The organism is Enterobacter sp. Ap-867 (assembly GCF_011752855.1).
Lineage (GTDB): Bacteria > Pseudomonadota > Gammaproteobacteria > Enterobacterales > Enterobacteriaceae > Cedecea.
In genome coordinates this window covers 1,318,245-1,345,177 of the sequence record NZ_VWWS01000001.1, presented here as the reverse complement: position 1 = coordinate 1,345,177, position 26,933 = coordinate 1,318,245, and the positions used below count along the sequence as shown (strand labels likewise).

Below are 26,933 nucleotides of genomic sequence, written 5' to 3'. Positions count from 1 at the left end.
GTAAAAGAAAGGCCAGTTTCACTGGCCTTGAAGGGTTACTGGATTTTTCGCGCCGGCGCTTTTCTGACCGGCGACTGTTCCGCTTTGTAATAGCTGGCGGTGCTGCGCGGCAGCGGCGCTTTGCCGCGAATCGCATCGGCAATTTTTTCACCGATCATAATGGTGGTGGCGTTCAGGTTGCCGGTAATGATCTGCGGCATAATTGAAGCATCCACCACGCGCAGCCCCTGCAGGCCGTGAACCCGGCCCTGCTCGTCCACCACGGCCATGTCGTCGTGCCCCATTTTACAGCTGCCGCACGGGTGAAAAGCGGTTTCCGCATGGTTACGCACAAACTCATCCAGCTGTTCGTCCGTCTGGCAGTCAACGCCGGGGCTGATTTCGCGGCCACGGTATTTATCCAGGGCTGGCTGCTGCATGATCTCACGAGTAATACGAATCGCGTCGCGGAACTCCTGCCAGTCCTGTTCGTGAGACATATAGTTGAACAGAATACTCGGGTGCTCGTGAGGGTCGCGCGATTTCAGCTTCACGCGGCCCCGGCTTGGGGAACGCATAGAGCCGACGTGGCACTGGAAACCGTGCTCTTTCACCGCGTTTGAGCCGTTGTAGTTAATCGCCACCGGCAGGAAGTGATACTGAATATTAGGCCAGCTAAATTCTTCGCGGCTGCGGATAAAGCCCCCCGCTTCAAACTGGTTGCTCGCGCCTACGCCGGTGCCGTTAAACAGCCACTCTGCACCGATTTTTGGCTGGTTGTACCATTGCAGCGCCGGGTAAAGCGACACCGGTTCTTTGCATTCGTATTGCAGGTACATTTCCAGATGATCCTGCAGGTTTTCGCCCACGCCCGGCAGGTCATGAACAACAGGGATCTCAAGGCTTGCCAGGAATTCTGCATCGCCCACCCCAGAGCGCTGCAGAATTTGTGGCGAAGCAATCGCGCCGGCGCTCAGCAAAACTTCTTTGCGCGCTTTGGCCACGGAATGCACCGGGCTATCGTTCACCAGGTATTCCACGCCTACCGCACGCAAATTATCAAAGATAATGCGGTCAGTGGTTGCATGGGTCACGATGGTCAGGTTTTCCCGGCGCTTTGCTTCATCTAGATAACCACGGGCGGTACTGGCGCGGCGGCCTTTCGGCGTCACGGTACGGTCCATCGGGCCAAAGCCTTCCTGCTGATAGCCGTTCAGATCGTCCGTTCGCGGATAGCCCGCCTCAACGCCCGCTTCGATCATCGCGTGAAACAGCGGGTTGTTGCCCTGCTTCGGCGTCGTAACGGACACCGGGCCTTCGCCGCCGTGATAATCGTTGGGGCCGATATCGCGGGTTTCCGCTTTGCGGTAGTACGGCAGGCAGTCCAGATAGCTCCAGTTCTCCAGGCCCGGCATCGATGCCCAGTTGTCGAGATCCATCGCGTTTCCACGGATGTAACACATGCCGTTGATCAAGGATGAGCCGCCGAGCCCTTTGCCTCGCCCGCACTCCATACGGCGGTTGTTCATATACGGCTCGGGGTCGGTTTCATAGGCCCAGTTGTAGCGCTTGCCCTGCAGCGGGAACGCCAGTGCCGCGGGCATTTGGGTGCGGAAATCAAAGCGGTAGTCCGGGCCGCCTGCCTCAAGCAGCAGGACGGTGGTATCGGGATCTTCCGTTAAACGTGCAGCTAGAACATTACCTGCGGAACCCGCTCCAATAATGATGTAATCAAATTCCATTCATCCTCCTCAGGTGGGGTTAAAAGATTGAGTGATAGGTGCCCATCTCCAGTTGGATTGACTTAACTTGCGTATAGCTTTGCAGCGTCATCAGGCCATTTTCGCGACCAATGCCGGAATGCTTGTAGCCGCCCACCGGCATTTCCGCCGCCGACTCTCCCCAGGTATTAATCCAGCAAATCCCGGCCTCAAGCTGGTGAATTACGCGGTGCGCACGAGTGAGGTCGTTCGTGACTACGCCCGCCGCCAGGCCATAATCCGTGTCGTTAGCGCGGCGAATCACTTCCTCTTCTGATTCGTAGCTAAGGATCGACATTACCGGCCCGAAGATTTCTTCGCGGACGATAGTCATCTCATCCCGGCAGTCGGTGAATACCGTGGGCGCAACCCAGGCACCGTTATCAAACCCATCTCCGCGCAGCTTGTCGCCACCGCACAGCAGCGTCGCGCCTTCTTCACGGCCGGATTCGATGTAGCGCAGGACGTTTTCGCGGTGCGGGAAGCTGACCAGCGGCCCAAAGTTGGTGTGCGGGTCCATTACGTCACCGGCACGAATGCGGCCCACGCGCGCCACAATTTTCTGCTCAAACTCGGCTTTCAGCGCCGCAGGGATGAAAACGCGAGTACCGTTGGTACAGACCTGGCCGGAGCTGTAGAAGTTGGCCATCATCGCGATGTCCGCCGCCAGGTTGAGATCGGCGTCATCAAAGATAACCAGCGGAGATTTACCGCCCAGCTCCATCGTGACCTGTTTCAGCGTGGTACCGGCGGCATTCGCCATCACCTTTTTGCCGCTGGCTACGCCGCCGGTGAAGGAAACTTTGGCAATGCCAGGGTGTTCCGTCAGCAGTTGGCCCGTTTCTGCGCCAACGCCTGGTAGCACGCTAAAGACGCCGTCCGGCAGCCCGGCTTCGGTATAAATTTCTGCCAGCTTAAGTGCGGTAAGCGGCGTCACTTCGCTCGGTTTGAAGATCATCGCGTTGCCAGCCGCCAGCGCAGGGGCAGACTTCCAAAGCGCAATCTGAATCGGGTAATTCCATGCGCCGATCCCGGCCACAACGCCCAACGGCTCCCGGCGGGTGTAGACGAATGAGGTATCCCGCAGCGGGATCTGCTGGCCTTCCAGGGTGGTTGTCAGCCCGGCATAATATTCCAGCACGTCTGCACCAGTGACGATATCGACGGCGGAGGTTTCGCTGAAGGCTTTGCCAGTGTCTAGCGTTTCCAGCTCGGCCAGCTCATCGTTACGCTCGCGCAGAATGTCGACCGCGCGGCGCAAAATGCGTGCACGCTCAACGGGCGTTTTTGCTGCCCATATTTTCTGCCCTTTCTTCGCCGCAGCCACGGCGCGGTCAACGTCTTCCCGGCCAGCAGCCTGAACGACCGCCAGCACTTCGCCGTTAGCCGGGTTGATGGTTTCGAAAGTTTTACCGCTGAGCGCATTCACGTAAGCGCCGTCGATATAGAGCTTTTGTTCACCCAATCGGGACATGATTTTTCCTCGCTAAATTAGCTTTTCACCGCAGTAAGATGCTGGTTGATGAATTGCGTGGTCAGTACGCTCGCCGCTTTGCGGTCAAACGGTTTGCCGCTTAGGGCCGCCCGCAGCCAAAGGCCGTCTATCAGCGCCGCGAGGCCATAGCCCGCCAGCCGGGCTTCCTCCTGCGGCAGCTCGCGCCTGAATTCGGCGGTGAGCGTGGATAACAGGCGGCGGCTGCTCACCTGCTGTAACCGGTAGAGCATCGGCTGGTGCATGCTGCTGGCCCAAAATGCCAGCCAGGCTTTCATCGCCGCGCTGTGCGTTTGTGTCTCGTCAAAATTTCCGTCCACGATGGCGCACAGCCGCCGTTCGGCAGAAGCGCCAGGTAAAGCTTTCAGTCGCCCCACCACCGCATCGCGGAGCTGGGCGGTGACGTCCCGCATGGTGGCCTCCAGCAGGCCGTTTTTATCCTGGAAGTAGTGGCTGATGATGCCGGTCGAGACCCCGGCCCGGCGGGCAATTTGCGCCACCGTGGCATCATGCATGCCGACCTCATTTATGGCGTTTAATGTGGCGTCGATGAGCTGTCTTCGCCTTATCGGCTGCATACCTTTTTTTGGCATCGCCCTGCTCCATTCATCAATAATTGTTATCTATTTAAGCGTTTATTGATTGAACGTTCAATATAAAATGTGTATTAATTGTTACGCAATGACGTGAAAACAGAGAAACACTCGCGTTCCAGACAATAAAAACGAGGATTTTATTTGAATAAATTCAATGAATTAAATTTAATCATCAATGTAAGACCATAAATTGATTATGGAATTGTTAAAAAGCAATCTCACCTGTATTCACAAGAAAAACTTAACTGCTCATCTGAGTAGTCACCGTTACTTAACCTGAGGTAATCGATGACGAGTCCCGTTACTGCTCCTGCTACCAGTGAAAAAGACAAAATCAACCCGGTGGTGTTCTACACGTCCGCCGGGCTGATTTTGTGCTTTTCCTTGATGACCATTTTTTATAGCGATTTCTCCGCGAATCTGATTAGCCACACGCTAAGCTGGGTCTCCTCCCGCTTCGGCTGGTACTACCTGCTTGCCGCCACGCTCTACATCGTGTTTGTGGTGTTTATCGCCTGCTCACGCTTCGGTTCTATAAAGCTCGGGCCGGAACAGTCCAAGCCCGAATTCAGCGTGCTGAGCTGGGCGGCGATGCTGTTTGCCGCCGGGATAGGCATCGACCTGATGTTCTTCTCCGTTGCCGAGCCGGTGACGCAATATATGCAGCCGCCGGAAGGTGCCGGACAAACCATTGAGGCGGCGCGCCAGGCGATGGTCTGGACGCTGTTCCACTACGGCCTGACCGGCTGGTCGATGTATGCGCTGATGGGCATCGCGCTGGGCTATTTCAGCTACCGCTATAATCTGCCGCTGACGATTCGCTCGGCGCTGTACCCGATCTTCGGCAAGAAAATTAATGGCCCGATTGGGCACACGGTGGATATCGCGGCGGTGATCGGCACGATTTTCGGTATTGCCACCACGCTGGGGATCGGCGTTGTGCAGCTGAACTACGGGCTGAGCGTGCTGTTTGATATCCCGGACAGCCTGGGGGCTAAAGCGGCATTGATCGTTCTGTCGGTGATTATCGCCACTATTTCGGTCACCTCCGGCGTGGATAAAGGTATTCGCGTGCTTTCCGAACTGAACGTGGCGCTGGCGCTGGGCCTGATCCTGTTCGTGCTGTTTATGGGCAATACCGAATTTCTGCTCAACGCGCTGGTGCTGAACGTGGGCGATTACATCAATCGCTTTATGGGCATGACGCTAAACAGCTTTGCGTTCGACCGCCCGGTGGAATGGATGAACAACTGGACCCTGTTCTTCTGGGCCTGGTGGGTGGCGTGGTCGCCGTTTGTCGGCCTGTTCCTGGCGCGTATTTCACGTGGCCGTACCATTCGTGAGTTCGTGTTAGGCACGCTGATTATTCCGTTTACCTTTACGCTGCTGTGGCTTTCGGTGTTCGGCAACAGCGCGCTGTACGAAATCATTCACGGCGACGGCACCTTTGCCCAGGAAGCGATGGCGCACCCGGAGCGCGGCTTCTACAGCCTGCTGGCGCAGTATCCCGGCTTCACCTTTAGCGCTTCGGTGGCGACGATCACCGGCCTGTTGTTCTACGTCACCTCGGCGGATTCCGGCGCGCTGGTGCTGGGGAACTTCACCTCTAAGCTGAAGGACATTAACAGCGATGCGCCCAACTGGCTGCGTATCTTCTGGTCCATTGCGATTGGCCTGCTGACAATGGGGATGCTGATGACCAACGGCATTTCCGCGCTGCAGAACATGACGGTGATTATGGGCCTGCCCTTCAGCTTCGTGATCTTCTTCGTGATGGCTGGGCTGTATAAATCGCTAAAAATTGAAGATTACCGCCGCGTTAGCGCCAGTCGCGACACCGCGCCGTATATGATGACCGCGCAGGATCGTCTTGGCTGGAAAAAACGCCTCTCCCGGCTGATGAACTACCCCGGCACGCGTTATACGCAGAAGATGATGGATACCGTTTGCTACCCGGCGATGGAAGAGGTTTCTCAGGAACTGGAACTGCGCGGCGCGAAGGTCGAACTTTCCGTTGAGCCACCGCTGCCGGATGAGAAGCTGGGGCACCTTGAACTGCGGGTGCATATGGGCGACGAACAAAACTTTGTCTACCAGATTTGGCCGCAGAAGTATTCGGTGCCGGGCTTTACCTACCGCGCCCGCAGCGGGAAGTCGACCTATTACCGGCTGGAAACTTTCCTGCTGGAAGGCAGCCAGGGCAATGACCTGATGGACTACAGCAAAGAACAGGTGATCATCGACATTCTCGATCAGTACGAACGCCACCTGAACTTTATCCACCTGCACCGCGAGGCGCCGGGGAACAGTATCACGTTCCCGAACGTGTAGGGGTTAGCACATCTTCTTATACGCGGCGGGCGTGATGCCCATTCGGCGCACAAACGCCCGCCGCAGCGTATCCACTCCGGAAAACCCGCTGGCGGCGGGTATCGCTTTTACCGGCAGCTCGCCGGACTCCAGCAGCTGCCTCGCCTTTGCCACTTTTTCGGCCTCCAGCCACTCGCCCGGCGTGATCTGTATTTCCTGATGAAACAGGCGCGTTAAATGCCGCACGCTGAGGTGAATATGTGCCGCCATCTGCTGGACCGTGGTCACCTCCGCTATGTTGGCGAGGGTCCAGCGCTGGAGATCCTGCAGCGCGCTGCGGCCGCTGAGCGAGGTCTTTTGCTCGCGGATGAAGTGGTTCTGGTTTACTGGCCGCTTGAAGAACATCACCAGATTAGCCGCTACGTCCTGCGCGACTTCCCGGCCCAGATCCTCTTCCACCAGCCTTAACGCGAGATCCAGCCCGGATGTCACGCCTGCCGCCGTGCGTAACGCCCCATCCATGATGTACAGCGCGTCGGCGCTAACTTCCGTTTCGGGGTAATGGGCGGCTAAAAGCGATGCAGCTGACCAGTGGGTAGTGACTTTCCTGCCTTTTAATAAGCCCGTTTGTGCCAATAAAAGTGCGCCGGTACAGACGGAGCCAAAGCGGCGGCTCTGGGTACAAAGCGCGATCATTTTTTTGCCCTGTTCGGCGCTAAGCGTTCTGCCTGCCGCATCCGGCGCACCGGCGACCAGAAATGTGGTTTCCCGCCCGCCCGCCGTGCTTTCCAGCACATCGTCAGCCAGCAGTTTAACCCCGGATGAAGCGACAATTGTCGGGTCTTCCAGCGCAACAATTCGTGAGTGATAAACCTCGCGGCACAGCACGCGGTTTGCTTCGGCAAACACGTCCAGCGGCCCGGAAACATCCAACAGTTGAACGCCCGGCACCGCCAGGATCAGGATTTGATGCGCCATTCTCTTCTCCACGTCGCGAACTGCGGCATAAGTCTTAAATCGTCGTTATGCGACTATTCAAGACATTTCAACGGAGGCCTATGCTACTCCAACACCAACATGAGGAGAAAGAGATGAGCTTAAAAATTAACGGCATCGCCATGCCTGACACCAAAATGGCGCGGGAAGCTACCCAACTGGTCCGCGACACCGAATCAGATTTACTTTTCCACCACTCCAGCCGGGTTTACTACTGGGCGGCGCTGGCCGGGCAGCGACGTGAACTTAAGGTTGATCATGAGCTGCTGTACATCGGCTGTATGTTCCACGATATGGGGCTGACCCACGAACACTGCAGCTGCGACAGGCGCTTTGAAGTGGACGGCGCGTTTGCCGCACAGGATTTTATGCGTCAGTACGGCGTTAGCCAGGCGGATATCGACAAAGTGTGGACGGCGATTGCCCTGCACACGACACCGGGTATTCCTGAGTTTATGGCGCCGGAAATTGCGCTGGTCACGGCCGGCGTGGAAATGGATGTGCTTGGGATTGATTACGACAAATTCAGCGCGGAACATCGCGAGCAGGTGGTGAAACTACATCCTCGCCCTGCGGCATTCAAGGAAGAAATTATTCAGGCATTTTACGACGGGATTAAAAACAAACCAGCCACCACGTTTGGCAACGTGAAGGCCGATGTCATTCGGGATAAAGAGCCTGCGTTCGAGCCGCTGAACTTCTGCAGTATTATTCGCGCTTCCCGCTGGGCGGGTTAAGCAACGTCAGGCGGGTGGCTTAGGGGTCACCTGCCCTGCACGGCGGCAAGCGAATCAAGCCCGGTGCCAGGCTGCGGATCGTGAGCAAAAGCGCCAATAACCATAAGAGAAAGGATAATTGCCAGAAAGATGTTTTTCATAACCTGTATTAACCGCTGAGCCGCCTGATGAGAACCGCCGATATGCTAAAAGAAAAAGGCTCAAATTGATAAAGGAAATTTTCAAAGTAACGTCAATTTTTGAATATTCCTCATATTATTCGGCCTTTTACCCTTGCATTGGTTTTGAAACAAGATATATCCGCTATCTACGCGCGTACCGTTGCTATTTTATTTCGAGTTTTGGGGTGTAACTTTACGATCCAGGCGGATCGCCGCAGCGCGCTGGCACGAACTGCGGCGTCAAAGTGGACAGGTCAGGCTGGTTTTATCACGCCAATCCGTACCAGCATCGCCGAAAACTCTTCGAGACTGATGCCATGGCGCGGATGGTCGAAGCGCAAATTGAAGTTTTTCTGGAGCAGATCATAAACGTCTTGTGCACGGGTAAAGACCGGTGCGTTTTCCCCGGCGCTGTAGAGCGTATTTTTTTCGCCATTGGCCTTGTACAAACTCAGCGTCAGGCAGTGACGGAAGTGCGACTGCGGCCACGTTGCCACGTAGTGGTTCCCGGCTTCGTAATCAGAGTCGTACTGCGGTTCGAGGCTAAAACGATACAGGTTAATCACCTTGTCGGCGTCATGGAATTTCAGCAGCCAGTCGTGGTCAACACGTTCGAAACTGTACACGCCATGCGTCGTCTGCTGCATTTCACCGGCCACCAGACGAACCGGTTCAGGCAGCGTTTTACCGCCGAAGCCGACGTCAGCGATCCAGTCCTGGCCGTCGACGGTCACTTTCGTGAGGCGATGCGTCCTCGCGGGCATCTGCGGCGGGTTGGCCAGCAGCACGCGGGCCGCTAAGTTCTCCACCTCAAAGCCAAGCTCGGCGAGAACATTGCGAAACAGGCCATTTTGCTCAAAACACCAGCCGCCGCGCCCGGCCACGACCAGCTTTTCAAAGACGCTTTCGTCGTCGATATGGAGCGTTCTGCCGAGCAAAACGTCCAGATTCTCAAACGGAATAGTGCAGGCGTGCGCCAGATGCAGCGCACGTAACGTTTCTATGGTGGCGCTGCGCGGCCCGTGATAGTTAATACGGTCGAAATAAAGCCCCAAATCTACTGCCATTTTGCTGATTCCCTGCTGCGAATGAATGGCCTCACTATAAATGCGGAGGCCGGCAGGCAGATGATCGTTCGTGCTTTAAAGCATGCCGTTTCTGCCCAACACTTTATTGAGCTGCGGCAGCGCACGAACCTGATTCGCCACGGCGGCAAGCTTAGGCGTGTGTTGGTCAAACCAGGTCTGCCGGGGCCGCCAGCGGGTCATCGCCGGCAGATACAAATCCAGCAGCGTCAGCCGTTCGCCAAAAATATAGGGGCCAGCACCGAGCTGCGTTTCAAACCACAGCCACAGCGACTCGCGGTAGCGGTAAAGGTTTTCGGTGAGGACCGTGGCCTCTTCTTCTACCCAGCGTTCACCGTAATCGCCGTAGGTGAAGGTGGGATAAACGTTGGCCACAATCCAGATAAGCAGGCGGTAAAACTGCTGCCGCTCAGGCGTGCCAATGGGCGGGGCATACTGCGGGTGACGATCGAGGATCCAGAGCGCGATGGCCGCGCTTTCGGTCAGCACTTCTCCGTTTTCCAGCACAAGGGTTGGCACCTGCGCCAGCGGATTAATCTCCAGCAGCCGATCCCGCATTGGCCCCGCTGTATCAAACCCATCAACGTCGATGAATTTGTAAGGTTCCTCAACCAGCGTTAGCATCAATTCAGTAATGGCCGACCCAAAACTCGACACGCCATACAGTTTATACATAAGTTTCTCCCGGCTTTCGCGTTATGTGTAGAATAGCCGCCCTACCAGCGTCTGCGAGAAGGAAGCCTGCAATGAAAGCGAAATCTGTGACACTGTACGATGTTGCCGAGCTGGCAGGCGTGTCGTATCAAACCGTTTCGCGAGTGATCAACCAGGCTTCGCACGTTTCGGCGAAAACGCGGCAAAAAGTTGAAGCCGCGATGAAAGCGCTGAACTATGTCCCTAATCGCGTAGCGCAGCAGCTGGCGGGGAAACTCAGCCAGACGCTTGGCCTGGCGACCACCACCCTTTCCCTGCATGCCCCTTCGCAGATTGCGGCGGCGATAAAATCCAAAGCCGGTGAGCTGCAGTTCAACGTAATGATTTCGATGGTTGAACAGCCCGGTGTTGACGCGGCCTGCGCCGCCGTGAATAGCCTGCTTGCCCAGCGCGTTGACGGGCTGATTGTGAACATTCCGCTGGAAGCGGCGGAGGTGGCAGCCGTGCAGGCGGCCTGCGGCGATGTTCCCGTGTTGTTCCTTGATGTTTCGCCGGAGGTTTCGGCTAATCATATTGTTACCGACGCCGCTTCAGGCGCCGATCTTGCTGTGGAACATCTGGTCACACTGGGGCATCGCCATATTGCCTTGCTTGCTGGCCCTGAAAACTCGGTCTCAGCCCGGCTGCGGCTTGAAGGCTGGCAGCGAACGCTAGCGGAGCATCAGCTTGCGCCTGCGGCCTTTCTGCGTGGGGACTGGAGTTCTCTGTCAGGCTACCAGCAGGTTAGCCAGCTTTTACGCGACGATCAGAAGCCGACGGCAATTCTTGTGGCTAACGATCAAATGGCGCTGGGCACCCTGCGTGCCATTCACGAAGCCGGGTTCGTGGTGCCGCAGGACATTTCCGTTATTGGTTTTGATGACACCGAAGATAGCGCCTGTTTTCTTCCCCCGCTGACGACCATCCGGCAGGACTTCCGGCTGCTAGGCGAAGCCAGCGTGAACGGCATGGTGGCGCTTATTCATCAGGGCGGTGAATTAGCGGCGCTGCAGCCTGTCAGCCTCGTAGAACGCAAAACGACAGCCGCACCGGGTAGCCTGATGCAGCCCACGGCGGCACAGCTGGCCGACGAGCTTTCCCGCCTCGCGCAGCAGATTTCGCGCCTGAAATAAAACCGGGGTTCTTTGTGAGGCCCATCACCGAATACGGCGTGATGGCTTTACTCCTGAACAACTCACGCTAAATTGTGAGCGAATAACAATCACCTCGCAGGTGCATCACTATGACCAATATTTCACCTTCGCTCCATGCCACGCTGGCCCGCCGCGACTGGGAATCCCCCGGCGTGACCCAGCTTAACTCGCTGGCGGCTCATCCCCCGTTTTCCAGCTGGCGTTCGCTGGAAGATGCCAGGGATGATAAGTGCTCACCGTCGCGGCGATCCCTTAACGGTGAATGGGCGTTTAGCTATTTCCCTCGCCCCGAAGCGGTGCCGGAGAGCTGGATCAGCGAAGACCTTCCTGAAGCCGACGCTATTCTCGTCCCGTCGAACTGGCAAATGCTGGGCTACGATGCGCCTGTTTATACCAACATCACCTACCCGATTCCGGTCAACCCGCCTTTTGTACCGCAAGACAATCCCACCGGTTGTTACTCGCTCACATTTGAAGTCGATGAAACCTGGCTGACGAGCGGGCAAACGAGGATTATTTTTGATGGCGTAAACTCCGCCTTTCATCTGTGGTGCAACGGCATCTGGATCGGCTACGCCCAGGACAGTCGTCTGCCCTCCGAATTTGATCTCAGCGCCGGGCTAAAACCCGGCTGCAACCGTATTGCGGTGATGGTGCTTCGCTGGAGCGACGGCACGTATCTGGAAGATCAGGATATGTGGCGCATGAGCGGTATTTTCCGCGATGTTTCGCTGCTGCATAAGCCGGAAACTCGCCTTGCCGACGTGCAGTTGCAGACCGATATTAACGAAGATTTTTCACGCGGTGAGCTGCGGGCGTTAGTCAAACTTGAAGGTCAGAACATCAGCGCCTGCGAAGTGCTGGTACAGCTCTGGCGCGGCGAGACATTGCTGGCGGCGAAACTGCAGTCTATCGGCAGTGAGATTATTGACGAACGCGGGGCTTATCACGACCGCACTACCCTGCATCTGCCGGTTGAACAGCCGCTGTTGTGGAGTGCGGAAGTGCCGAATCTCTATCGCGCCGTGGTTGTCCTGCAGCAAGGCAATGCGCTTATCGAAGCCGAAAGCTATGACGTTGGCTTCCGTAAAGTGGAGATTACCGGCGGGCTGCTGAAGCTCAACGGCAAACCGCTGCTTTTGCGCGGCACTAACCGGCACGAGCATCACCCGGTCAACGGCCAGGTGATGGAGGAAGAAACAATGCGGCGCGATATCCTGCTGATGAAGCAGAATAACTTCAACGCCGTGCGCTGCTCGCATTATCCCAATCACCCGCTGTGGTACAGGCTGTGCGACTTTTACGGCCTTTATGTTGTGGATGAAGCCAATATTGAAACCCACGGCATGGTGCCGATGAACCGCCTGAGCGACGATCCGACGTGGCTGCCAGCAATGGTCGAGCGCGTGACGCGCATGGTGCAGCGCGATCGCAATCATCCGTCCATTATCATTTGGTCGCTCGGCAACGAGTCCGGGCACGGCAGCAATCACGATGCCCTCTACCGCTGGATAAAATCCAACGATCCCACGCGGCCAGTGCAGTATGAAGGCGGCGGCGCGGACACGGCGGCCACCGACGTTATCTGCCCGATGTATGCCCGGGTGGATCAGGATCAGCCCTTCCCGCAGGTGCCAAAGTGGTCGATAAAGAAATGGCTGGGGCTGCCTGAAGAAAGCCGCCCGCTGATTCTGTGCGAATACGCCCACGCGATGGGCAACAGCCTGGGCGGGTTCAGTAAATACTGGGAGGCATTTCGCCAGCATCCACGGCTGCAGGGAGGTTTTGTCTGGGACTGGGTCGATCAGTCGCTGATAAAACATGATGAAAGCGGCCGGCCCTGGGCCGCCTACGGCGGTGATTTTGGCGACACGCCAAACGATCGGCAGTTCTGCATGAACGGCCTGGTCTTCGCCGACCGCACGCCGCATCCGGCGCTGCATGAAGCGAAACATGCGCAGCAGTTCTTCCAGTTCCGCCTGTTGGCGGACAACGGACTGGAAGTTACCAGCGAGTACCTGTTCCGCCATAGTGATAACGAACGGCTGGTCTGGACGCTGAAACTCGAGGGTGAAGTGCTCGCCAGTGGTGAACTGGCGCTGGACCTGGCCCCAGAACAAACCCGCGTGCTTCAGCTTCCGCTGCCGGAGATTACGCGCCCCGGTGCTGTCTGGCTCAATGTCGACGTACGGCAGGTACAAGCCACCTCATGGAGTGAGGCCGGGCATTGTTGCGCTCGGGAGCAGTGGCAGTTGCCGTCCACGTTAGTCAGGCCCACAACTCTCCCCGGCGGTTCAGCGCCGTTGCTGCAAATGGACGACAGGCACGCCGATGTGTTCCACGGCGATCAGCACTGGCGCTTTGAGCGTAGAAGCGGCCTGCTTTGCCAGTGGTTTAGCCATCAGCAGCCTACGCTTCTCCGGCCGCTACAGGATAATTTCACACGGGCACCGCTGGATAATGACATCGGCATCAGCGAGGCCGCACATATCGATCCTAATGCCTGGGTGGAGCGCTGGAAGGCCGCAGGCATGTACGACCTGACGCCGGAACTGCTGAGTTTCGACGTTGACAGGCTGGGCAACGCGGTGCTGGTTCGCACCGTCCACAGCTGGCAGGGTAACGGTAAAACGCTGTTTATCAGCCGCAAAAGCTATCTCATCGACAGCGAGGGCGTGCTGCATATTACGGTGGATGTGGACATTGCCTTCGGCACGCCAGCCCCGGCGCGCATTGGCCTTTGCTGTCAGCTCGCGGATATTGAATCTGAGGTGAACTGGTTTGGCCGCGGCCCGCACGAGAACTATCCCGACCGCAAAAGCTCAGCGCTGATGGACCGTTGGACGCTGCCGCTGGCGGACATGTACACGCCCTACGTTTTCCCGAGTGAAAATGGCCTGCGCTGCGATACCTCGTCGCTTGAATACGGCAGCCACCGCTGGCGTGGGGCGTTTCACTTCAATCTCAGCCGCTACGGCCAGAAACAGCTGCAGGAAGCCACGCACCGGCATTTATTGAAAGAAGAAGAAGGCAGTTGGCTGAATATAGACGGCTATCATATGGGCGTGGGCGGGGACGATTCCTGGAGCCCGAGCGTCTCGCCGGAGTTTCTGCTCTCCGGGTCACATTATCACTACGCGGTTAGCTGGCAGAAAAAGTAGTCGAAAAGGCCGCCTGTTGTGCAGGCGGTCTTTACGCGTTCACATAACCACGAAGAGGGAAAAACCACGCTTTTCCCCTCTTCGTCAGCAACGTTAACGTGCCAGCCAGCCGCCGTCGACGGCAATGGTGTAGCCGTTCACGTAGCCTGACGCCGGTGACGCCAGGAACACAACCGGCCCCATCAGATCCGATGGGAGCCCCCAGCGCCCGGCCGGGATGCGATCCAGAATCTCACTACTGCGATCCGCATCCGCTCTTAACTGCGCGGTGTTGTTGGTGGACATATAGCCCGGCGCAATCGCATTGACGTTGATATTGTGTTTCGCCCATTCGTTCGCCATCAGGCGGGTGACGCCCATGACGCCGCTTTTGGACGCGGTATAAGAAGGCACGCGGATCCCGCCCTGGAAAGAGAGCATCGACGCAATATTGATGATTTTCCCCCCGCTTTTCTGCTTGATAAACTGCTTCGCCACCGCCTGAGAAAGGAAGAAAACCGTTTTGAGGTTCACGTTCATCACGTCGTCCCAGTCCTGCTCCGAAAACGCAAGGGCATCCTGGCGGCGAATAATCCCGGCATTGTTCACCAGAATATCTATCCGTCCAAAAACGGCGGCGGCGTCATCGGCCACGTTTTGCAGATTCTCATAGCGGCTCAGGTCGGCAGAGATATTCACAAAACGCCGCCCCAGCGCTTCAATTTGCTGGCGGGTTTCCGCCGGTTCTGCAATGTTAACACCAATAATATCGCAGCCCGCCTGCGCCAGGCCAACCGCCATGCCCTGCCCCAGCCCGGTATTACAGCCGGTCACCAGCGCCACTTTTCCTGTTAATGCAAACTGTTCTAAAACCATTGTGTTCTCCTTGTGAGCGCTAGCGATTCAGCGGATATCTTTCATGGCAATGTGGTCCATGTCGTCGAAGGTTAAATTTTCGCCGATCATGCCCCAAATAAAGGTGTAGCGTTTGGTTCCGACGCCCGAGTGAATGGACCAGCTCGGCGAGATCACCGCCTGCTCGTTGTGCAGGACGACGTGTCGAGTTTCCTGGGGTTTGCCCATCATGTGGAAGATGATGGTGTCTTCGTCCATGTCGAAGTAGAAGTAGACTTCCATGCGGCGTTCATGGGTGTGGCTGGGCATTGAATTCCAGTTACTGCCCTCTTCAAGCCGGGTCATGCCCATGCTGAGCTGGCAGGTGTCGAGTATCTCCGGCACCAGATACTTGCGAATGGTGCGCTTATTGCAGCTTTCCAGGCTGCCTAACGGCGCGGCCACCGTATCTGCGGCGGTAATGGTTCTTGTTGGATACGCGTGGTGGGCTGGCGCGCTGTTGTAGTAGAGTTTGGCGGGTGTAGCGCTGTCGACGCTTGCGAACGCCACATGCCTGGCGCCTTTCCCGATATACATCGCTTCTTCTTTTTCTACGCGGTATTCGGTGCCATCGACGGTAATCACGGCGGCCCCGCCTATATTAATCAGCCCCAGCTCACGGCGTTCGAGGAAATAGTTCACGCCAAACTGCTTACCGACTTCTTCGCCAATTGAAACGCTTTTATTTACCGGCATAATGCCGCCAATCACGATGCGATCAATATGGCTGTAGACCATCGTGTATTTATCGGCTTCGAAAATATTTTCAACTAAAAACTCTTTTCTAATCCCGGCGGTGTCCAGCGTTTTAGCGTGATCGCTGTGAATACTTTGTCTGATATCCATACATGACTCCTTAGTCTATATTGAATTTAACGCGAGTTAGTCCCTGGCGGATATATGCCATAAAGGGAATAAGTTATTTAATCTGAATCTCAGGTATATATTTAGCTAAACAATTAAGGTGCGGGTTGTCTGACGAAAACAACCTCCTGGCTGGTCTTGCCTTTTTTAGCCTGCTTTGCCCAAAGCGCGGTCAGAATCGGGACAAGAAGAGAAGTGACAATCACGCTGGTGGCCACCAGGGCGGTAGCTGCCGGTGCCGCTGGCGCAAATTCTGGCACCATCTGAGCAATTAATACCGGCGTAGCCACGGCGGCACCCGCCGTACTTGAGGCCGCTATGCCTGCCGTGCCATCGCCGCCGCCGATGAATTTATCCGCAAGAATCAGTGGGATCCCGGTGACCACAATAACCACGAGACCCAGCAGGATCCCGGCAAGGCCGGTTTCGAAAATGACCTGCAGCTTAATGGTATTGCCGAGCGCAAAGGCGAAGAACGGAATCAGCGTTTGTACCGCGCCACCGAACATTTTACGCAGATCGGGATCAAGGTTACCCAGCACAAATCCTACCAGGAAAGGCAGCACGGCCCCGACAAACAGCTGCGGCTCGAAGGAGGCAATCCCGGCGGTGCCCAGTATCACCATTGTCATCAGCGGCCCGGACTCCAGCGACATCAGGACAAAGGCTCCGGCCTCTTCTTTGGAGCCGTACTGATTCATCAGCGCGGCATATAGCCCGCCGTTGGTCATGTCCATCGCCGCCACCAGCGCCAGGGTGGAGATACCTGCAAAGAGGCCGGCTTCAACGCCGCTCAGCGGCAGAAACGACCCGACGGCCATGGCGACAACCCAGGCGGTAGCAATCTTGGTCACCACCAGTACGCCGGATTTTTTCAGCATCGTCCCCGTGGCTTTGAGCTCAATCGACGCCCCCATACAAAAGAACCAAACGGCAAGGATCGGCACCGTGCCGGTAATCAACCCGTTGGTAAATGAGCCAAGGTATTTGCCGGTGCCCGGAGCAAAGGTGTTACACAGGGTACCTAAAAATAGCGGCACCAGCATTAATCCCCCGGGGATTTTGTCTATTGCCCTCTTAATTTGCATCTTTGTTTCCTCGATAAAAGAGTTAATCAATGGATTTTTTATTGCAAAACCCCAGACGTAAACCTCCGAGAATAATCATCGGATAATTTACGACCTGGTTAATACAGGTTTACTATTTAGTTATGGGGCTGGACTTCAGGCCAAAGTTTAATGCATTTGATATTCTCTCAGTGGTTGCCAATAAATGACTTAAATACTCTTCTTTTTTGCCATTAGTAAATTGTGAAACCATTCCCGTCAGCCCGATGGCGCAAAGCACATTGCCTTTGACGTCAAATACCGGGGCAGAAATACAGCGGATTTCATTGATATTCTCACCATCGTCATAGGCCCAGCCCTGCTGCTTCACCAGGGCGAGATGCTCGATAAAACGCGACTTATCGGTGATGGTAGACTCTGTTTTCTTCACGAAAGTGGCCTTGGACAGAATCTGTTCAACCTGTTCGCCGGGTCGCCAGGCCAACAGAATTTTTCCCAATGAGGTGCTATGCAGCCGAATGCGCTTCCCTTCCCAGGACGTCAATATAATCGCCTGCGGCGACTGAATTTTGCTGAGGAAAAAGGCTTCATCACCTTCCATAATGCCCTGGTGGCAGGTCAGCCCGGTGAGTTCGACCAGCTCGTGCAGGTAAGGAATGGCCTCGAGGCGAATGTCCAGCCCGCTTGCCGCCAGGCCCCCCAGCTCAAACAGATGCAGCCCGAGAGCGTAACGCCCGTCGACGCGCAGACGGAGCAGGTGCGTGGCGGACAGCACCTCCAGCAAATGGTGGGTGCTGCTTTTCGGGATAGCCAGTTGGGTACTGATTTCGCTAAAACTGGCGCTGCCTTTTTCCGCAATAAAATCAAGAATAGCCACCAGTCTGACGGCTGCCGGCGCTTTACTCTCTTTTAAATTCTCGGGAATATGCATATTTATTTCCATTCAGCGATTCGTTTTATATATAGAACGCTTTTTGTTTTATATATCGAACCTATTTCATAACGTGTTTTACGCTGCTTTTGTTTCATATATAGAACCTAGAGATTCATATGTGAAACGATATACAAAAATTAGCCTAAAAAACGTTATGTGATGCAACTTATTATTCTTGCCTGTTATTTATAACTTAAATGCGTGAAGCGGATCACAGTTCGTTATTTTACTGATATCTTTGTCTCCCGAGGGTGGCTATTTAATAAAAAAGACGTTCCCTCCCGCATTGAATAAAGGATGTTATATGATTGTTGGAAATATTAATGAATTAGGTTTGAATCCGTGGCTGCCGCCGAAAATAACCGAGGCATTGGATTATGTTTTGCAGAACATCAACGCTGAGTCTCATGCAGGGAAATACAATGTTGCGGGAGAGAACGTGTGGGTGATGGTCATGGAAGGGAATACCCGGTTAGCCGCTGAAGCCCTCCCGGAATATCATGAGAAATACCTTGACGTGCAAATTGTTTTGGCCGGACAGGAAGGTATGGCGTTTAGCCTCAAACCGCCGCATACGGAAGTCATGGAAGATAAACTGGCGGGGAGTGATATTGCTTTTATTAGAACGCCGGATGATGAAACTATGATTACTATGAATGCCGGGGACTTTATTATTTTCTATCCCGGCGAAGTACACAAGCCACTCTGCATGCTTAATGGCAATGCCGCTGCAGTCAAAAAAGCGGTCATTAAAATAGCGAAAAATTATTTGTAATATGCCCCGGACATTCTGTTCCATGCAATGTCCGGGGGAATGAAATTAACGCGTCAGGCTAAAGCTATCGTCAATAAGGGCCAGGATTAATTCATCTGGTACCTTGTCAATTAATACCGTGACCCAATGCTCTTTGTTCATGTGATATGCTGGTAAAATTCCCGGCTGCATTCTCAGCGAGCCCACGGCGCCAGGCATCACTTTGACGTTGAGAATATCGACGACTTCATCGCTTTCCAGCCCCAGCTTTGCGGCGGAAATACTCAGCACCACGCCAAACCATTTCCGCTTGTAGCGATGGCGCAGCACGGCGTAGTCCTTAAACTTGTCCCACGGGTAGTCGGGCTCAACCTGATACCGGTCAAATACCACAGTGAACAGCGCTTCTCGTTGCATTGTTTTTCCTTCACGGCGTAGCCCGGAAACCTTATCCGGCTCGCGGCTAGTATAACCACAATTATTCGCAGCCGGTGCCAGGGTTAACTTTTTGCGGTGAGCGTTTTCTTGTCCGGGCTTATCACCAGCCAGACGGAGAAACAAACAATGACAGCCCCGATGATAAACGCTTCACTAATGGTTTCATGCAAAATGAGGTAGCCCCACAACACACCGAACGGGGGAATGAGAAAAGTCACCGTGAGGCTGCGTAGCGGCCCGATATCGGCAATTAAGCGGAAGTAAAAAATATAGGCCACGGCGGTACAGAGGATCCCCAGACCCAGCACGCTGAGCCAGACATCGCCCTGCAGCCAGTTTATTGCCGGACCGGTCGCCACGCTCCAGGTAAAGAACGGTAACAGGAAAAGTGTGGCCCCGATTTGGCTGCCGAAGGCGACGATTTTAGGGTCAAGCCCGCCTTTATTGGAGATCCAGCGGCGGGTTAAAAAACCTGCCACACCGTAGCAACTCGTGGCCACCAGGCAGGCGATAATTCCGGCGATCTTCTCCCCGCTGGAATGCGCATCCCCGACCGATGTAATCACCATTATCCCTGCCAGGCCCAGCACTACGCCCAGCCATTTTCGCGCCGTTAATTTCTCACTAAAGAAGGAGAAGCCAATAATGGCGCCCATAAGCGGCGTGGTGGCGTTTAAAATGGCGGAGTATCCGGCAGGTAACCATTTTGCGGCGAGACAATACATAAAAAAGGGCAGCCCGGAGTTAATTGCGCCCAGAATAAGCGCCGAACGGAATTTCCCCTCAAAGCGGAAGGATGATCTCAGGGTGAAAAGAATCACCGCCAGCCCTGTACAGCCAAAAAACACCCTTAAAAAGGCCGTATTTACCGCCCCGAACTCTGGTGCCGCTATTTTCATAAAAAGGAAGCTGGCTCCCCACACCGCGGCAAGAAATAACAGCCGGATATAATCTGACACACGCATGCCTTCACCCTTCCCCATAAAATAAACGGTTGTTTATTATTTTGCTGGCTGAAACCCATTCAGCCAGCAAAACTTTAAACGAGCATCCGCGAAAGAAAAACCGTTTTCTGTTTGGGGAGAATTAGTTAGCAAGATTTAGGGGAAAGCAGACGACCCGCCAAACTCGAGATAAATTTTTGCCAGATTCTGGAGCTGGTTGAAGCGATTTTCATCCAGCAATAGCTCTGCCTGGCGGCGTTTCTCTTGGGCATCTAGCCAGAATGAGATACGCGCGGCGCCCTGGCGGTAACGTACCTCATTCAAGCGCTCAGACTTACGCGCAAGATCCAGCCCCTCCCGGAGTCTTATCTCCTGAGCCAGAAGCTGATCGCGCAGGGAGAGTTCGTCTTCAAGGCTGCTCATCGCCTTATAAAGCGACTGTTTAAACGCCAGCACCCGCTGTTCGTAATCGTTACGGGCAATTTTCACCTCCACGCCCCGCTGCCGCCATTCCAGGAACGGCAGCGTCAGACTTGCGCCAACGGAAGCGAGGGGATTATGCAGCACGTTTAGCAGCGAGCTACTGCCGGAACCAAGCGATCCCGTCAGGGTGAATGCGGGATAGTATTCGGTGCGCCGTATATCAACATTGGCCAGGGCTTCACGCACCCGCCACTCTTGCGCGCTGATATCGGGCCGATGCATCAGTACGCTGGCAGGAATGTTCGCGTTAACCTGCGGCAGAGGGCCGTCGGGCAGTTTTGTAGGCTCAACCACTGAGCTGCCCGGAGCGGTACCCAGCAAAACGGCCTGCTGATTCAGAACCTGCAGGCGCTCTCGCTGCAATCCAGTGAGCCGATTTTCCTGCGCGAGTAAACTTTGCTGCGCGTCCACAACATCCAGCGCGGAAGCACCTCCTGCACGATAACGAGCCCCGGCGAGGCGAAGCGTTTCTTTTGCATAGCCGATGCTCTGCAGGAGGACATTGATTTGTTGGTTCACAAAGCCAATGCGCCAGTAATTATTGCTGGCCTCTGAAAGCAGCGTCAGGCGTGCGGCGCGTAAATCTTCTTCGCTGGCATGAGTTGCCCACTCCGCCGCATCGCGCTGGCGGGCTATTTTGCCCCAGAGATCAAGCTCATAGCTGGTACTGAGACTCGCGGCGCTGCTTTTTGTCCAGCCTGACGAGTTATTGAGCTGATTTTTCCCGTCTACGCCCAGTGAACCTCTGAGCCCGGGATCGTTGGTGATACCGACTCTTTCCGCGTCGAGTCTCGCCCGATACACCCGCAGTACGGCAATCGCGACATCGTTATTGCTGGCCATAACCTGGCGCAGCCAGTTATCCAGGTGGGGATCGTTAAACGCTTGCCAGTCAAACGGGGCCAGGTCGCGGGTAGCATCGCTCTTGTCCCAGCTGGCGGGATAGCGTACTTCCGGAGCGTGATAGTCGCTTTTAAGCGTATTTGCGCAGCCTGCGCTCAGCGCGGCAGCCAGGCACAAAGCCAAAGGTGATAAAAATTTCATAGGTTACTCGCTGGCCAGTGAAACGACCGGGTCCATCCTTGCCGCCTTGCGGGCGGGGAGATAACCGAAGATCATGCCGATTAATGTTGAACAGAAAAACGCGGCGGCGGCGGCCTGCCACGAATAAATAGCCGTGAACATCCCGCCGGCCAGGGCGGTAAATAGCGCTCCGGCGGCATACGACAGCGCAATACCTAACGCGCCGCCAATCAGGCAGACCAATACGGCCTCAATCATAAACTGCTGCATGATGTCGCTCCGCCGGGCGCCTACCGCCATTCGTACGCCGATTTCATGGGTTCGTTCGGTGACCGACACCAGCATGATGTTCATCACGCCGATACTGCCGATCATCAGCGAGATGCAGGCAACCATCAGAATTAAAATGCTGAAGGTCATCGAGGTACGCTCGATAGATTTTCTGATCTGTTCGAAGTTATAGAGCTGGAAATCTTTTACGCCGTGGCGCTGAGTAAGTAGCTGGGAGATAGCGCTCACCGCCGCTTCGTTTGCCACATTGTCTTTCAGCCGGACGCTGATGCTGGTCAGCACCGGCTTGCCTACCATGCGGTACATCACCGTGCTGTAGGGCATCCACACGGTAATGCGGTTTGGCGCGTAGCTCCGGTTATTGCTTTGGGCAATGCCCACCACCCGTGCCGGCACGGAACCAAGAAAAACAATTTGCCCCAGCGCCTGCAATCCGGCGGCGTCGAACAGCGCTTTGCGGGCATTTTCATCAATAATGACCTCCTGCAGGGCGGTACGGTCGTCCCTGAAGGTGGTTCCTTCCAGAAGCTGAATGCCATTAACGCGGAAGTGATCTCGCCCTACGCCGTTGATAGACGCGGTTGCAGACTTACCCAGAAAACGAATGTTGTCTGAGGCACTTACCTCCGGGCTGACGCTATCGACAAATCCCTGCTTTGCCAGCGCCTCCGCGTCAGCCGGAACCAGAGTACGAATGCCCTCAATACTGTCATCAAAGAAGTCTCGCCCGGGATAGATACTCACCACGTTGGTGCCCAGATCTTTAATATTCTCCAGCGTCTTTTGCTTCGCGCCCTCGCCCAGTGCCACGACGGTCACAACGGCGGCAATACCGAAAATGATCCCGGTCATGGTGAGCGTGGTGCGTAAACGATGCGCATTCATCGCTTTGAGCGCCATTTGCAGCGATTCACGCGTGCGGTCGAGCATACTTTGCCAGCGGCTTTGGCGGGTACGGTTAGGCGGCGGCAAAGTTTGCGTGGCGGTGACCTTACTGCCGCTATCGGCGATAATTTCACCGTCTCGCAGTTCGATAATGCGCTGAGCGTGCTGGGCCACCTTCATGTCGTGGGTCACCATCACGACCGTATGACCGCGCTGGTTAAGTTCGCTCAGGATGGCTAAGACCTCCTGGCCTGACTGAGAATCCAGCGCGCCGGTTGGCTCATCGGCCAGAATAATTTCCCCGCCATTGATCAACGAGCGGGCAATACTGACGCGCTGCTGCTGGCCGCCAGAAAGCTCGCCGGGTTTATGATGCTCACGGCCTTCCAGGCCCAGTCTGCCAAGCAGTGCGGCGGCGCGCAGCCGGCGCTTGTCACGCTCGGTGTTGGCATAAATAGCGGGGATCTCAACGTTGCCCAGTGCGCTAAGGTCGGGCATCAGATGGTAGCGCTGGAAGATAAAGCCGATATGCTCCCGCCGAACCCGGGCCAGTTCATCCGGCGAAAGCTGGGCGGCATTTTGCCCGCCAATGTAATAATCGCCGCTGTCGGGCACGTCGAGACAGCCCATGATATTCATCAGGGTCGACTTACCCGATCCTGATGCACCGATGATCGCCACCATTTCCCCGGCGGCGATGGTCAAATTGATATTTTTCAGCACGGTCAGCGCCTGACCGCCGTTACCGTAGGTCCGGCTAATGCCCTTCAGCTCGATGATGTTACTCACAGCACAAACCCTTCCCCAGGCGCTTTCTCACCCGGCTGTGACAGCACGACATTTTCCCCGACTTTTAGCCCTTCGAGGATCTGAATATCGACGCTGTTGGTGATCCCGGTTTTCACTTCTCGGGCTTCCAGCCTGCCGTCAGCCAGCAGCACCTGCACCTCCTGCTTATTCCCTTCAGCTTTATGCACGGCCTGAATCGGGACCAGCAGCGCATCTTTGGCTTCACCGGCCAGCAGCGTGACCTGTGCCGTCATCGCGATACGCAGGCGATTGTCTGGGTTGGGCACGTCGAGCAGCGCGTTGTAGTAAACGGAAGCATTTGAGGTGCCAGACCCTGATGCCGAACTGCTCCCGGCAAGAGAGTCATCTTTCATTACCGACTCTGGCGCCAGTTCAACGGTGCGCAGCGTCGCGTCATAGTGCTTGTCCGGCTCAGAGAAAATCGTGAAACGGGCCTTTTGTCCTGGAGAAATACGGGTGATATCGGCCTCAGAGATCTGTGCTTTGATGGTCATCACATCGAGACGAGCCAGCTTGATAATCGTCGGCGCACTCTGGCTGGAGTTCACCGTCTGCCCCTGCTGCGTGACCACGGCAATAACTACGCCGTCCATTGGCGCAACGACTCGGGTATAACCCAGATCGACGGTTTTCTTATCTACTTCGATTTGCGCCTGGACAAGCCTGGCATTCAGTGAGAGTAATTCCGCCCGTGTAGTGGCGAGCGTAGCCTCCGCAGACTCAAAATCCTCGCGCGAACTGGCGTCCTCGCTCAGCATTTGCCGCTGGCGTTTGAACCGCAATTCAGACTGTTTCAGGAGCGCTTGCTTAGCCTGCAGTTCGGCTTTGACCACATTGAGTGCGGCTTCGGCGTTACGCAGGTCGTTACGCTGGGGCACATCATCAATGTCGGCAATGGACTGCCCTTTGGTGACATGGTCGCCCAGCTTCACTTTGAGCGACTTGACCTGGCCTGAAACCTGTGCCCCGACGTTAACGCGTTCGATAGCATCGATTCGACCGGTTGCCAGGACAGAGTTTTCGATATCGCCCTTGCGTACAGGAGCCGTGACATAATCAGGCGTATCGGGGCTTCTAAGGAAGAAGAACAGAGCGATGGTGAGGGCAATTATCAGCGCCACGGCCACGGCAATGGCACGGCGAGAAAAGTGTTTCAATAGCATTGGGCAGGTTTTCCATAACAATAAAAGCGATGATCCCAGAAACTCATAGTGAACGCCCCAGTCTCTACTGGAGCTAAACACGTTTCATCTGTTTGGATTTTAGTCAGGTCGGCACAAAAGGCTACCTGTTAAGTCACTGAGACTCATGCCGCGTAATATTGTTCCTGCCAGAAGAGATTATTCTGCGGTACTCAGGCTTTGTCGTGCAGCGGCAATGACAGCGTAAACGTGCTACCTCGCCCAGGCTCACTGACCACGCTGATTTTGCCGCCGTGCAGTTCCGCAATGGTTTTCACAATCGCCAGCCCCAGTCCGGTGTTTTCCGTGGCGCTGCGGGAGGCTTCTCCCCGGAAAAAGCGATCAAAAATCAGCGGCAGATGTTCGGGTTTGATGCCTTCGCCATTATCACTCACGCTCAATACCACCCGTTCATCGGCAATTTTTGCACTGAGCGTGATATGTCCCTTTTCTGGCGTGTGGCGCAGCGCATTAGAGAGCAGATTGGAAAGCGCGCGCTGGATAAGCTGCGGGTCAGCATAGAATGAAACGTCTCCCCGGCTTTCGAGGGTGATCTCTTTTTCTTCTGCCAGAATGTCGTAGAAACCAATCAGTTTTTCGAATTCATGGGCGCTGCTGAGCCATTCGGCATTCAGCACTTCGCGGCTGTTGTCCGCCCTGGCAAGGAACAGCATAGAGGAGATCATGCGCGACAGACGTTCGCCCTCTTCAATGATTGCCGCCAGCGTGTCCTGATACTCTTCGGCGCTGCGATCCTTTGTCTGAATGACGCTGGCGGCCGAGATCAGGTTATTTATCGGCCCGCGCAGCTCGTGGGCAATGTCCGAGGAAAAGCGATTTAGCTGATGGAACGAGGCTTCAAGGCGCATCATCATGCGGTCAAACGACGCCGCCAGCGCGTTCAGCTCCGGCGGCCAGCGCTGATCCAGGATCCGGGTATGCAGATCGTTGGCGTGAATTTTCTCAATTTCAGTGGTGATCGTGCGCAGCGGCGCTAATCCCCTTCGGGCAAGCCACCAGCCAAAGGCGGCAAACAGCAGAATCGCCAACGCGGCGAAAAACTGCATTCGCTTGTAATAGGTGTTGATAATTTCGTTGTTGCCGGAGACGTTGAGCGCCGCCTGCACCAGCCATTTCTGGTTATTTTTGAGGGTGAACAGCGTGGAGGTAATTAAGTATTTTTGCCGGATATTCTCTGCGCGATAATGCCATTCCCGGTAGCTAAACCCGGGGCCCGGCAGCGGAAAGTCCTGCTCCGGGATAACCATATTGTTGGATTGCGCGTACACCTTACCTTCCGGGCTGAAGATGCGCAGCGACAGGCGCTCCTGCCGCACCACGGACTCCAGCAGCTCGGTTTGCCACTCTTCCCCGTTGTCCTGGCGCTCGCCAATCGCCGTGGCAATTTCCTGCTGGAACTGGATAGAACTTTGCAGCTCCAGCTCATCTTTATGGTTGAGCTGCTGGCGCATGGTCGAATAAAGCACGCCGGACACGCTGTAAAGCACGATGGCCATCGTGACGGAGAAGTAGAGCGTCAGGCGCGCCGTGATCGACAAATGCGACAGTTTTATCATCCGCGTAATTCCAGCACGTACCCCGCGCCGCGCAGGGTGTGGAGTAATTTATCCTCAAAACCGTCGTCAATTTTGTTGCGCAAACGGCGGATGGCGACGTCTATGACGTTCGTTTCCGGATCAAAATTCATGTCCCACACCTGCTCGGCAATCACCGTGCGGGAGAGCACTTCACCCGAGCGGCGCATCAGCAGGCTTAGCAGCAAAAATTCTTTTTGCGTCAGCTCTATTCGCACCCCAGCGCGGGACACTTTGTGCCGCAGAAAATCGAGCTTCAGATCGCCCACCTGCAGCAGATTTTCTTCAAGAATGGCGGTGGGTGGCGCGGAGCGGCGCAGAATCACCCGTGCACGCGCCAACAGCTCGCTAAAGGAAAAGGGCTTGATCAGATAATCTTCCGCGCCCAGTTCGAGGCCATGGACTCTGTCCTCCACATCATCCCGCGCGGTCAGAAACATGATGGGCGTCTGTTTTCCGGCCTGCCGCGCCATTTCAATGATCTTCCAGCCGTCAATACCGGGCAGCATCACGTCGAGGATCGCCAGGTCATAGTCAGTGGTCAGGAGATAATGCAGGCCGTCGATACCGTTCCCGGCGACGTCGACCACGAAATCGTTCTCGCGCAGCCCTTTGGCAATGTACTCCGAGGCCATTTTCTGATCTTCCACCAGCAGAATTTTCATCG

Annotated in this window: 22 protein-coding genes; 5 read left to right on the top strand and 17 right to left on the bottom strand. The window is 55.4% G+C overall.

The genetic code is table 11. The features are described 5' to 3' along the window. Window positions 1-35: 35 nt before the first annotated feature. From betA to betI, 3 genes are read right to left on the bottom strand one after another with little or no spacing between them, the layout of a single operon-like run. Entirely contained in the window at window positions 36-1,721 is a 1,686-nt protein-coding gene (gene betA / locus F3J26_RS06310; RefSeq protein WP_166992404.1) for a choline dehydrogenase, read from the bottom strand. A 19-nt stretch (window positions 1,722-1,740) separates the two neighbouring features. Beyond that, window positions 1,741-3,213 carry a betaine-aldehyde dehydrogenase gene (betB, locus tag F3J26_RS06305; RefSeq protein WP_166992402.1) on the bottom strand — a complete coding sequence of 491 codons (1,473 nt, stop codon included), beginning with the start codon at window positions 3,211-3,213 and terminating at the stop codon, window positions 1,741-1,743. Between the two features lie 17 nt (window positions 3,214-3,230). Continuing rightward, window positions 3,231-3,824: a transcriptional regulator BetI gene (gene betI / locus F3J26_RS06300; RefSeq protein ID WP_166863880.1), complete on the bottom strand. Its 594-nt coding sequence runs from the start codon at window positions 3,822-3,824 to the stop codon at window positions 3,231-3,233. Window positions 3,825-4,115: 291 nt separating this feature from the next. Between betI and F3J26_RS06295 the strand changes: the two genes are divergently transcribed. Further along, entirely contained in the window at window positions 4,116-6,158 is a 2,043-nt protein-coding gene (locus tag F3J26_RS06295) for a choline transporter (protein ID WP_008458860.1), read from the top strand. A gap of 3 nt (window positions 6,159-6,161) precedes the next feature. On the opposite strand, the gene F3J26_RS06290 is transcribed toward F3J26_RS06295, so the two are convergent. After that, complete coding sequence (locus tag F3J26_RS06290) at window positions 6,162-7,115, bottom strand: helix-turn-helix domain-containing protein (RefSeq protein WP_166992400.1); 954 nt, start codon at window positions 7,113-7,115, stop codon at window positions 6,162-6,164. A gap of 113 nt (window positions 7,116-7,228) precedes the next feature. Between F3J26_RS06290 and F3J26_RS06285 the strand changes: the two genes are divergently transcribed. Beyond that, complete coding sequence (locus F3J26_RS06285; RefSeq protein WP_166992397.1) at window positions 7,229-7,870, top strand: HD domain-containing protein; 642 nt, start codon at window positions 7,229-7,231, stop codon at window positions 7,868-7,870. A 415-nt stretch (window positions 7,871-8,285) separates the two neighbouring features. Here F3J26_RS06285 and F3J26_RS06280 read toward each other — a convergent pair whose 3' ends face one another. Together F3J26_RS06280 and F3J26_RS06275 are read right to left on the bottom strand one after the other, a co-directional pair. After that, a complete protein-coding gene (locus tag F3J26_RS06280) occupies window positions 8,286-9,098 on the bottom strand; it encodes an arylamine N-acetyltransferase family protein (RefSeq protein ID WP_166992395.1) in 813 nt (270 codons plus the stop codon). Window positions 9,099-9,173: 75 nt separating this feature from the next. Beyond that, window positions 9,174-9,791 (bottom strand): glutathione S-transferase family protein, encoded by a 618-nt coding sequence (locus tag F3J26_RS06275; protein WP_166992393.1) that lies wholly within the window; start codon window positions 9,789-9,791, stop codon window positions 9,174-9,176. Window positions 9,792-9,862: 71 nt separating this feature from the next. Here F3J26_RS06275 and F3J26_RS06270 point away from each other — a divergent pair, with 71 nt between their 5' ends. Together F3J26_RS06270 and F3J26_RS06265 are read left to right on the top strand one after the other, a co-directional pair. After that, the gene (locus F3J26_RS06270; protein ID WP_166992391.1) at window positions 9,863-10,942 is read left to right on the top strand and encodes a LacI family DNA-binding transcriptional regulator; all 1,080 of its coding nucleotides are present in this window, start codon (window positions 9,863-9,865) and stop codon (window positions 10,940-10,942) included. Between the two features lie 110 nt (window positions 10,943-11,052). Next, window positions 11,053-14,124, top strand: coding sequence for a beta-galactosidase (locus tag F3J26_RS06265; protein ID WP_166992389.1), 3,072 nt, complete (start codon window positions 11,053-11,055; stop codon window positions 14,122-14,124). A gap of 93 nt (window positions 14,125-14,217) precedes the next feature. Here the strand turns inward: F3J26_RS06265 and kduD are convergent, their stop codons facing one another. The 4 genes from kduD to F3J26_RS06245 all read right to left on the bottom strand — a co-directional run bounded on the left by kduD (window position 14,218) and on the right by F3J26_RS06245 (window position 17,859). After that, complete coding sequence (gene kduD / locus F3J26_RS06260; protein ID WP_166992387.1) at window positions 14,218-14,979, bottom strand: 2-dehydro-3-deoxy-D-gluconate 5-dehydrogenase KduD; 762 nt, start codon at window positions 14,977-14,979, stop codon at window positions 14,218-14,220. Window positions 14,980-15,006: 27 nt separating this feature from the next. Further along, on the bottom strand, window positions 15,007-15,843 hold the full coding sequence (kduI, locus tag F3J26_RS06255; RefSeq protein WP_166992385.1) for a 5-dehydro-4-deoxy-D-glucuronate isomerase: 837 nt from the start codon (window positions 15,841-15,843) through the stop codon (window positions 15,007-15,009). A 113-nt stretch (window positions 15,844-15,956) separates the two neighbouring features. Next, complete coding sequence (gene kdgT / locus F3J26_RS06250; protein WP_166992383.1) at window positions 15,957-16,949, bottom strand: 2-keto-3-deoxygluconate transporter; 993 nt, start codon at window positions 16,947-16,949, stop codon at window positions 15,957-15,959. 112 nt (window positions 16,950-17,061) lie between these two features. After that, complete coding sequence (locus F3J26_RS06245; RefSeq protein WP_166992381.1) at window positions 17,062-17,859, bottom strand: IclR family transcriptional regulator; 798 nt, start codon at window positions 17,857-17,859, stop codon at window positions 17,062-17,064. A 307-nt stretch (window positions 17,860-18,166) separates the two neighbouring features. On the opposite strand from F3J26_RS06245, the gene F3J26_RS06240 reads away from it, so the two are divergent. Then, window positions 18,167-18,637, top strand: a complete 471-nt coding sequence (locus tag F3J26_RS06240) for a NanQ anomerase/TabA/YiaL family protein (RefSeq protein WP_008458839.1) — start codon at window positions 18,167-18,169, stop codon at window positions 18,635-18,637. 45 nt (window positions 18,638-18,682) lie between these two features. On the opposite strand, the gene F3J26_RS06235 is transcribed toward F3J26_RS06240, so the two are convergent. The 7 genes from F3J26_RS06235 to F3J26_RS06205 form a co-directional block, all read right to left on the bottom strand. Continuing rightward, on the bottom strand, window positions 18,683-19,033 hold the full coding sequence (locus tag F3J26_RS06235; protein WP_166992379.1) for an MmcQ/YjbR family DNA-binding protein: 351 nt from the start codon (window positions 19,031-19,033) through the stop codon (window positions 18,683-18,685). 83 nt (window positions 19,034-19,116) lie between these two features. After that, window positions 19,117-20,019: a DMT family transporter gene (locus F3J26_RS06230; protein ID WP_166992377.1), complete on the bottom strand. Its 903-nt coding sequence runs from the start codon at window positions 20,017-20,019 to the stop codon at window positions 19,117-19,119. Between the two features lie 135 nt (window positions 20,020-20,154). Continuing rightward, a complete protein-coding gene (etsC, locus tag F3J26_RS06225; protein WP_166992375.1) occupies window positions 20,155-21,525 on the bottom strand; it encodes a macrolide efflux RND transporter outer membrane subunit EtsC in 1,371 nt (456 codons plus the stop codon). A 3-nt stretch (window positions 21,526-21,528) separates the two neighbouring features. After that, window positions 21,529-23,469, bottom strand: a complete 1,941-nt coding sequence (locus tag F3J26_RS06220; RefSeq protein WP_008458834.1) for a MacB family efflux pump subunit — start codon at window positions 23,467-23,469, stop codon at window positions 21,529-21,531. Next, window positions 23,466-24,653, bottom strand: coding sequence for a macrolide efflux RND transporter periplasmic adaptor subunit EtsA (etsA, locus tag F3J26_RS06215; protein WP_166992372.1), 1,188 nt, complete (start codon window positions 24,651-24,653; stop codon window positions 23,466-23,468). The genes F3J26_RS06220 and etsA overlap by 4 nt, the downstream gene beginning before the upstream one ends. 191 nt (window positions 24,654-24,844) lie before the next feature. Then, on the bottom strand, window positions 24,845-26,248 hold the full coding sequence (locus F3J26_RS06210) for a heavy metal sensor histidine kinase (protein WP_166992369.1): 1,404 nt from the start codon (window positions 26,246-26,248) through the stop codon (window positions 24,845-24,847). Further along, entirely contained in the window at window positions 26,245-26,931 is a 687-nt protein-coding gene (locus F3J26_RS06205) for a heavy metal response regulator transcription factor (protein ID WP_008458831.1), read from the bottom strand. The genes F3J26_RS06210 and F3J26_RS06205 overlap by 4 nt, the downstream gene beginning before the upstream one ends. Between the last annotated feature and the right edge of the window lie 2 nt (window positions 26,932-26,933).

Excerpts from the sequence above, each read along its gene's own strand:
- F3J26_RS06290 (WP_166992400.1), bottom strand. The coding sequence starts at position 7,115 with ATGGCGCATCAAATCCTGATCCTGGCGGTGCCGGGCGTTCAACTGTTG.
- etsC (WP_166992375.1), bottom strand. The coding sequence starts at position 21,525 with ATGAAATTTTTATCACCTTTGGCTTTGTGCCTGGCTGCCGCGCTGAGC.
- F3J26_RS06210 (WP_166992369.1), bottom strand. The coding sequence starts at position 26,248 with ATGATAAAACTGTCGCATTTGTCGATCACGGCGCGCCTGACGCTCTAC.
- F3J26_RS06270 (WP_166992391.1), top strand. The coding sequence starts at position 9,863 with ATGAAAGCGAAATCTGTGACACTGTACGATGTTGCCGAGCTGGCAGGC.
- F3J26_RS06280 (WP_166992395.1), bottom strand. The coding sequence starts at position 9,098 with ATGGCAGTAGATTTGGGGCTTTATTTCGACCGTATTAACTATCACGGG.
- betA (WP_166992404.1), bottom strand. The coding sequence starts at position 1,721 with ATGGAATTTGATTACATCATTATTGGAGCGGGTTCCGCAGGTAATGTT.
- F3J26_RS06245 (WP_166992381.1), bottom strand. The coding sequence starts at position 17,859 with ATGCATATTCCCGAGAATTTAAAAGAGAGTAAAGCGCCGGCAGCCGTC.
- F3J26_RS06240 (WP_008458839.1), top strand. The coding sequence starts at position 18,167 with ATGATTGTTGGAAATATTAATGAATTAGGTTTGAATCCGTGGCTGCCG.
- F3J26_RS06275 (WP_166992393.1), bottom strand. The coding sequence starts at position 9,791 with ATGTATAAACTGTATGGCGTGTCGAGTTTTGGGTCGGCCATTACTGAA.
- kdgT (WP_166992383.1), bottom strand. The coding sequence starts at position 16,949 with ATGCAAATTAAGAGGGCAATAGACAAAATCCCCGGGGGATTAATGCTG.
- F3J26_RS06230 (WP_166992377.1), bottom strand. The coding sequence starts at position 20,019 with ATGCGTGTGTCAGATTATATCCGGCTGTTATTTCTTGCCGCGGTGTGG.
- etsA (WP_166992372.1), bottom strand. The coding sequence starts at position 24,653 with ATGCTATTGAAACACTTTTCTCGCCGTGCCATTGCCGTGGCCGTGGCG.
- betB (WP_166992402.1), bottom strand. The coding sequence starts at position 3,213 with ATGTCCCGATTGGGTGAACAAAAGCTCTATATCGACGGCGCTTACGTG.
- kduD (WP_166992387.1), bottom strand. The coding sequence starts at position 14,979 with ATGGTTTTAGAACAGTTTGCATTAACAGGAAAAGTGGCGCTGGTGACC.
- F3J26_RS06265 (WP_166992389.1), top strand. The coding sequence starts at position 11,053 with ATGACCAATATTTCACCTTCGCTCCATGCCACGCTGGCCCGCCGCGAC.
- kduI (WP_166992385.1), bottom strand. The coding sequence starts at position 15,843 with ATGGATATCAGACAAAGTATTCACAGCGATCACGCTAAAACGCTGGAC.
- F3J26_RS06285 (WP_166992397.1), top strand. The coding sequence starts at position 7,229 with ATGAGCTTAAAAATTAACGGCATCGCCATGCCTGACACCAAAATGGCG.
- betI (WP_166863880.1), bottom strand. The coding sequence starts at position 3,824 with ATGCCAAAAAAAGGTATGCAGCCGATAAGGCGAAGACAGCTCATCGAC.
- F3J26_RS06205 (WP_008458831.1), bottom strand. The coding sequence starts at position 26,931 with ATGAAAATTCTGCTGGTGGAAGATCAGAAAATGGCCTCGGAGTACATT.
- F3J26_RS06235 (WP_166992379.1), bottom strand. The coding sequence starts at position 19,033 with ATGCAACGAGAAGCGCTGTTCACTGTGGTATTTGACCGGTATCAGGTT.
- F3J26_RS06295 (WP_008458860.1), top strand. The coding sequence starts at position 4,116 with ATGACGAGTCCCGTTACTGCTCCTGCTACCAGTGAAAAAGACAAAATC.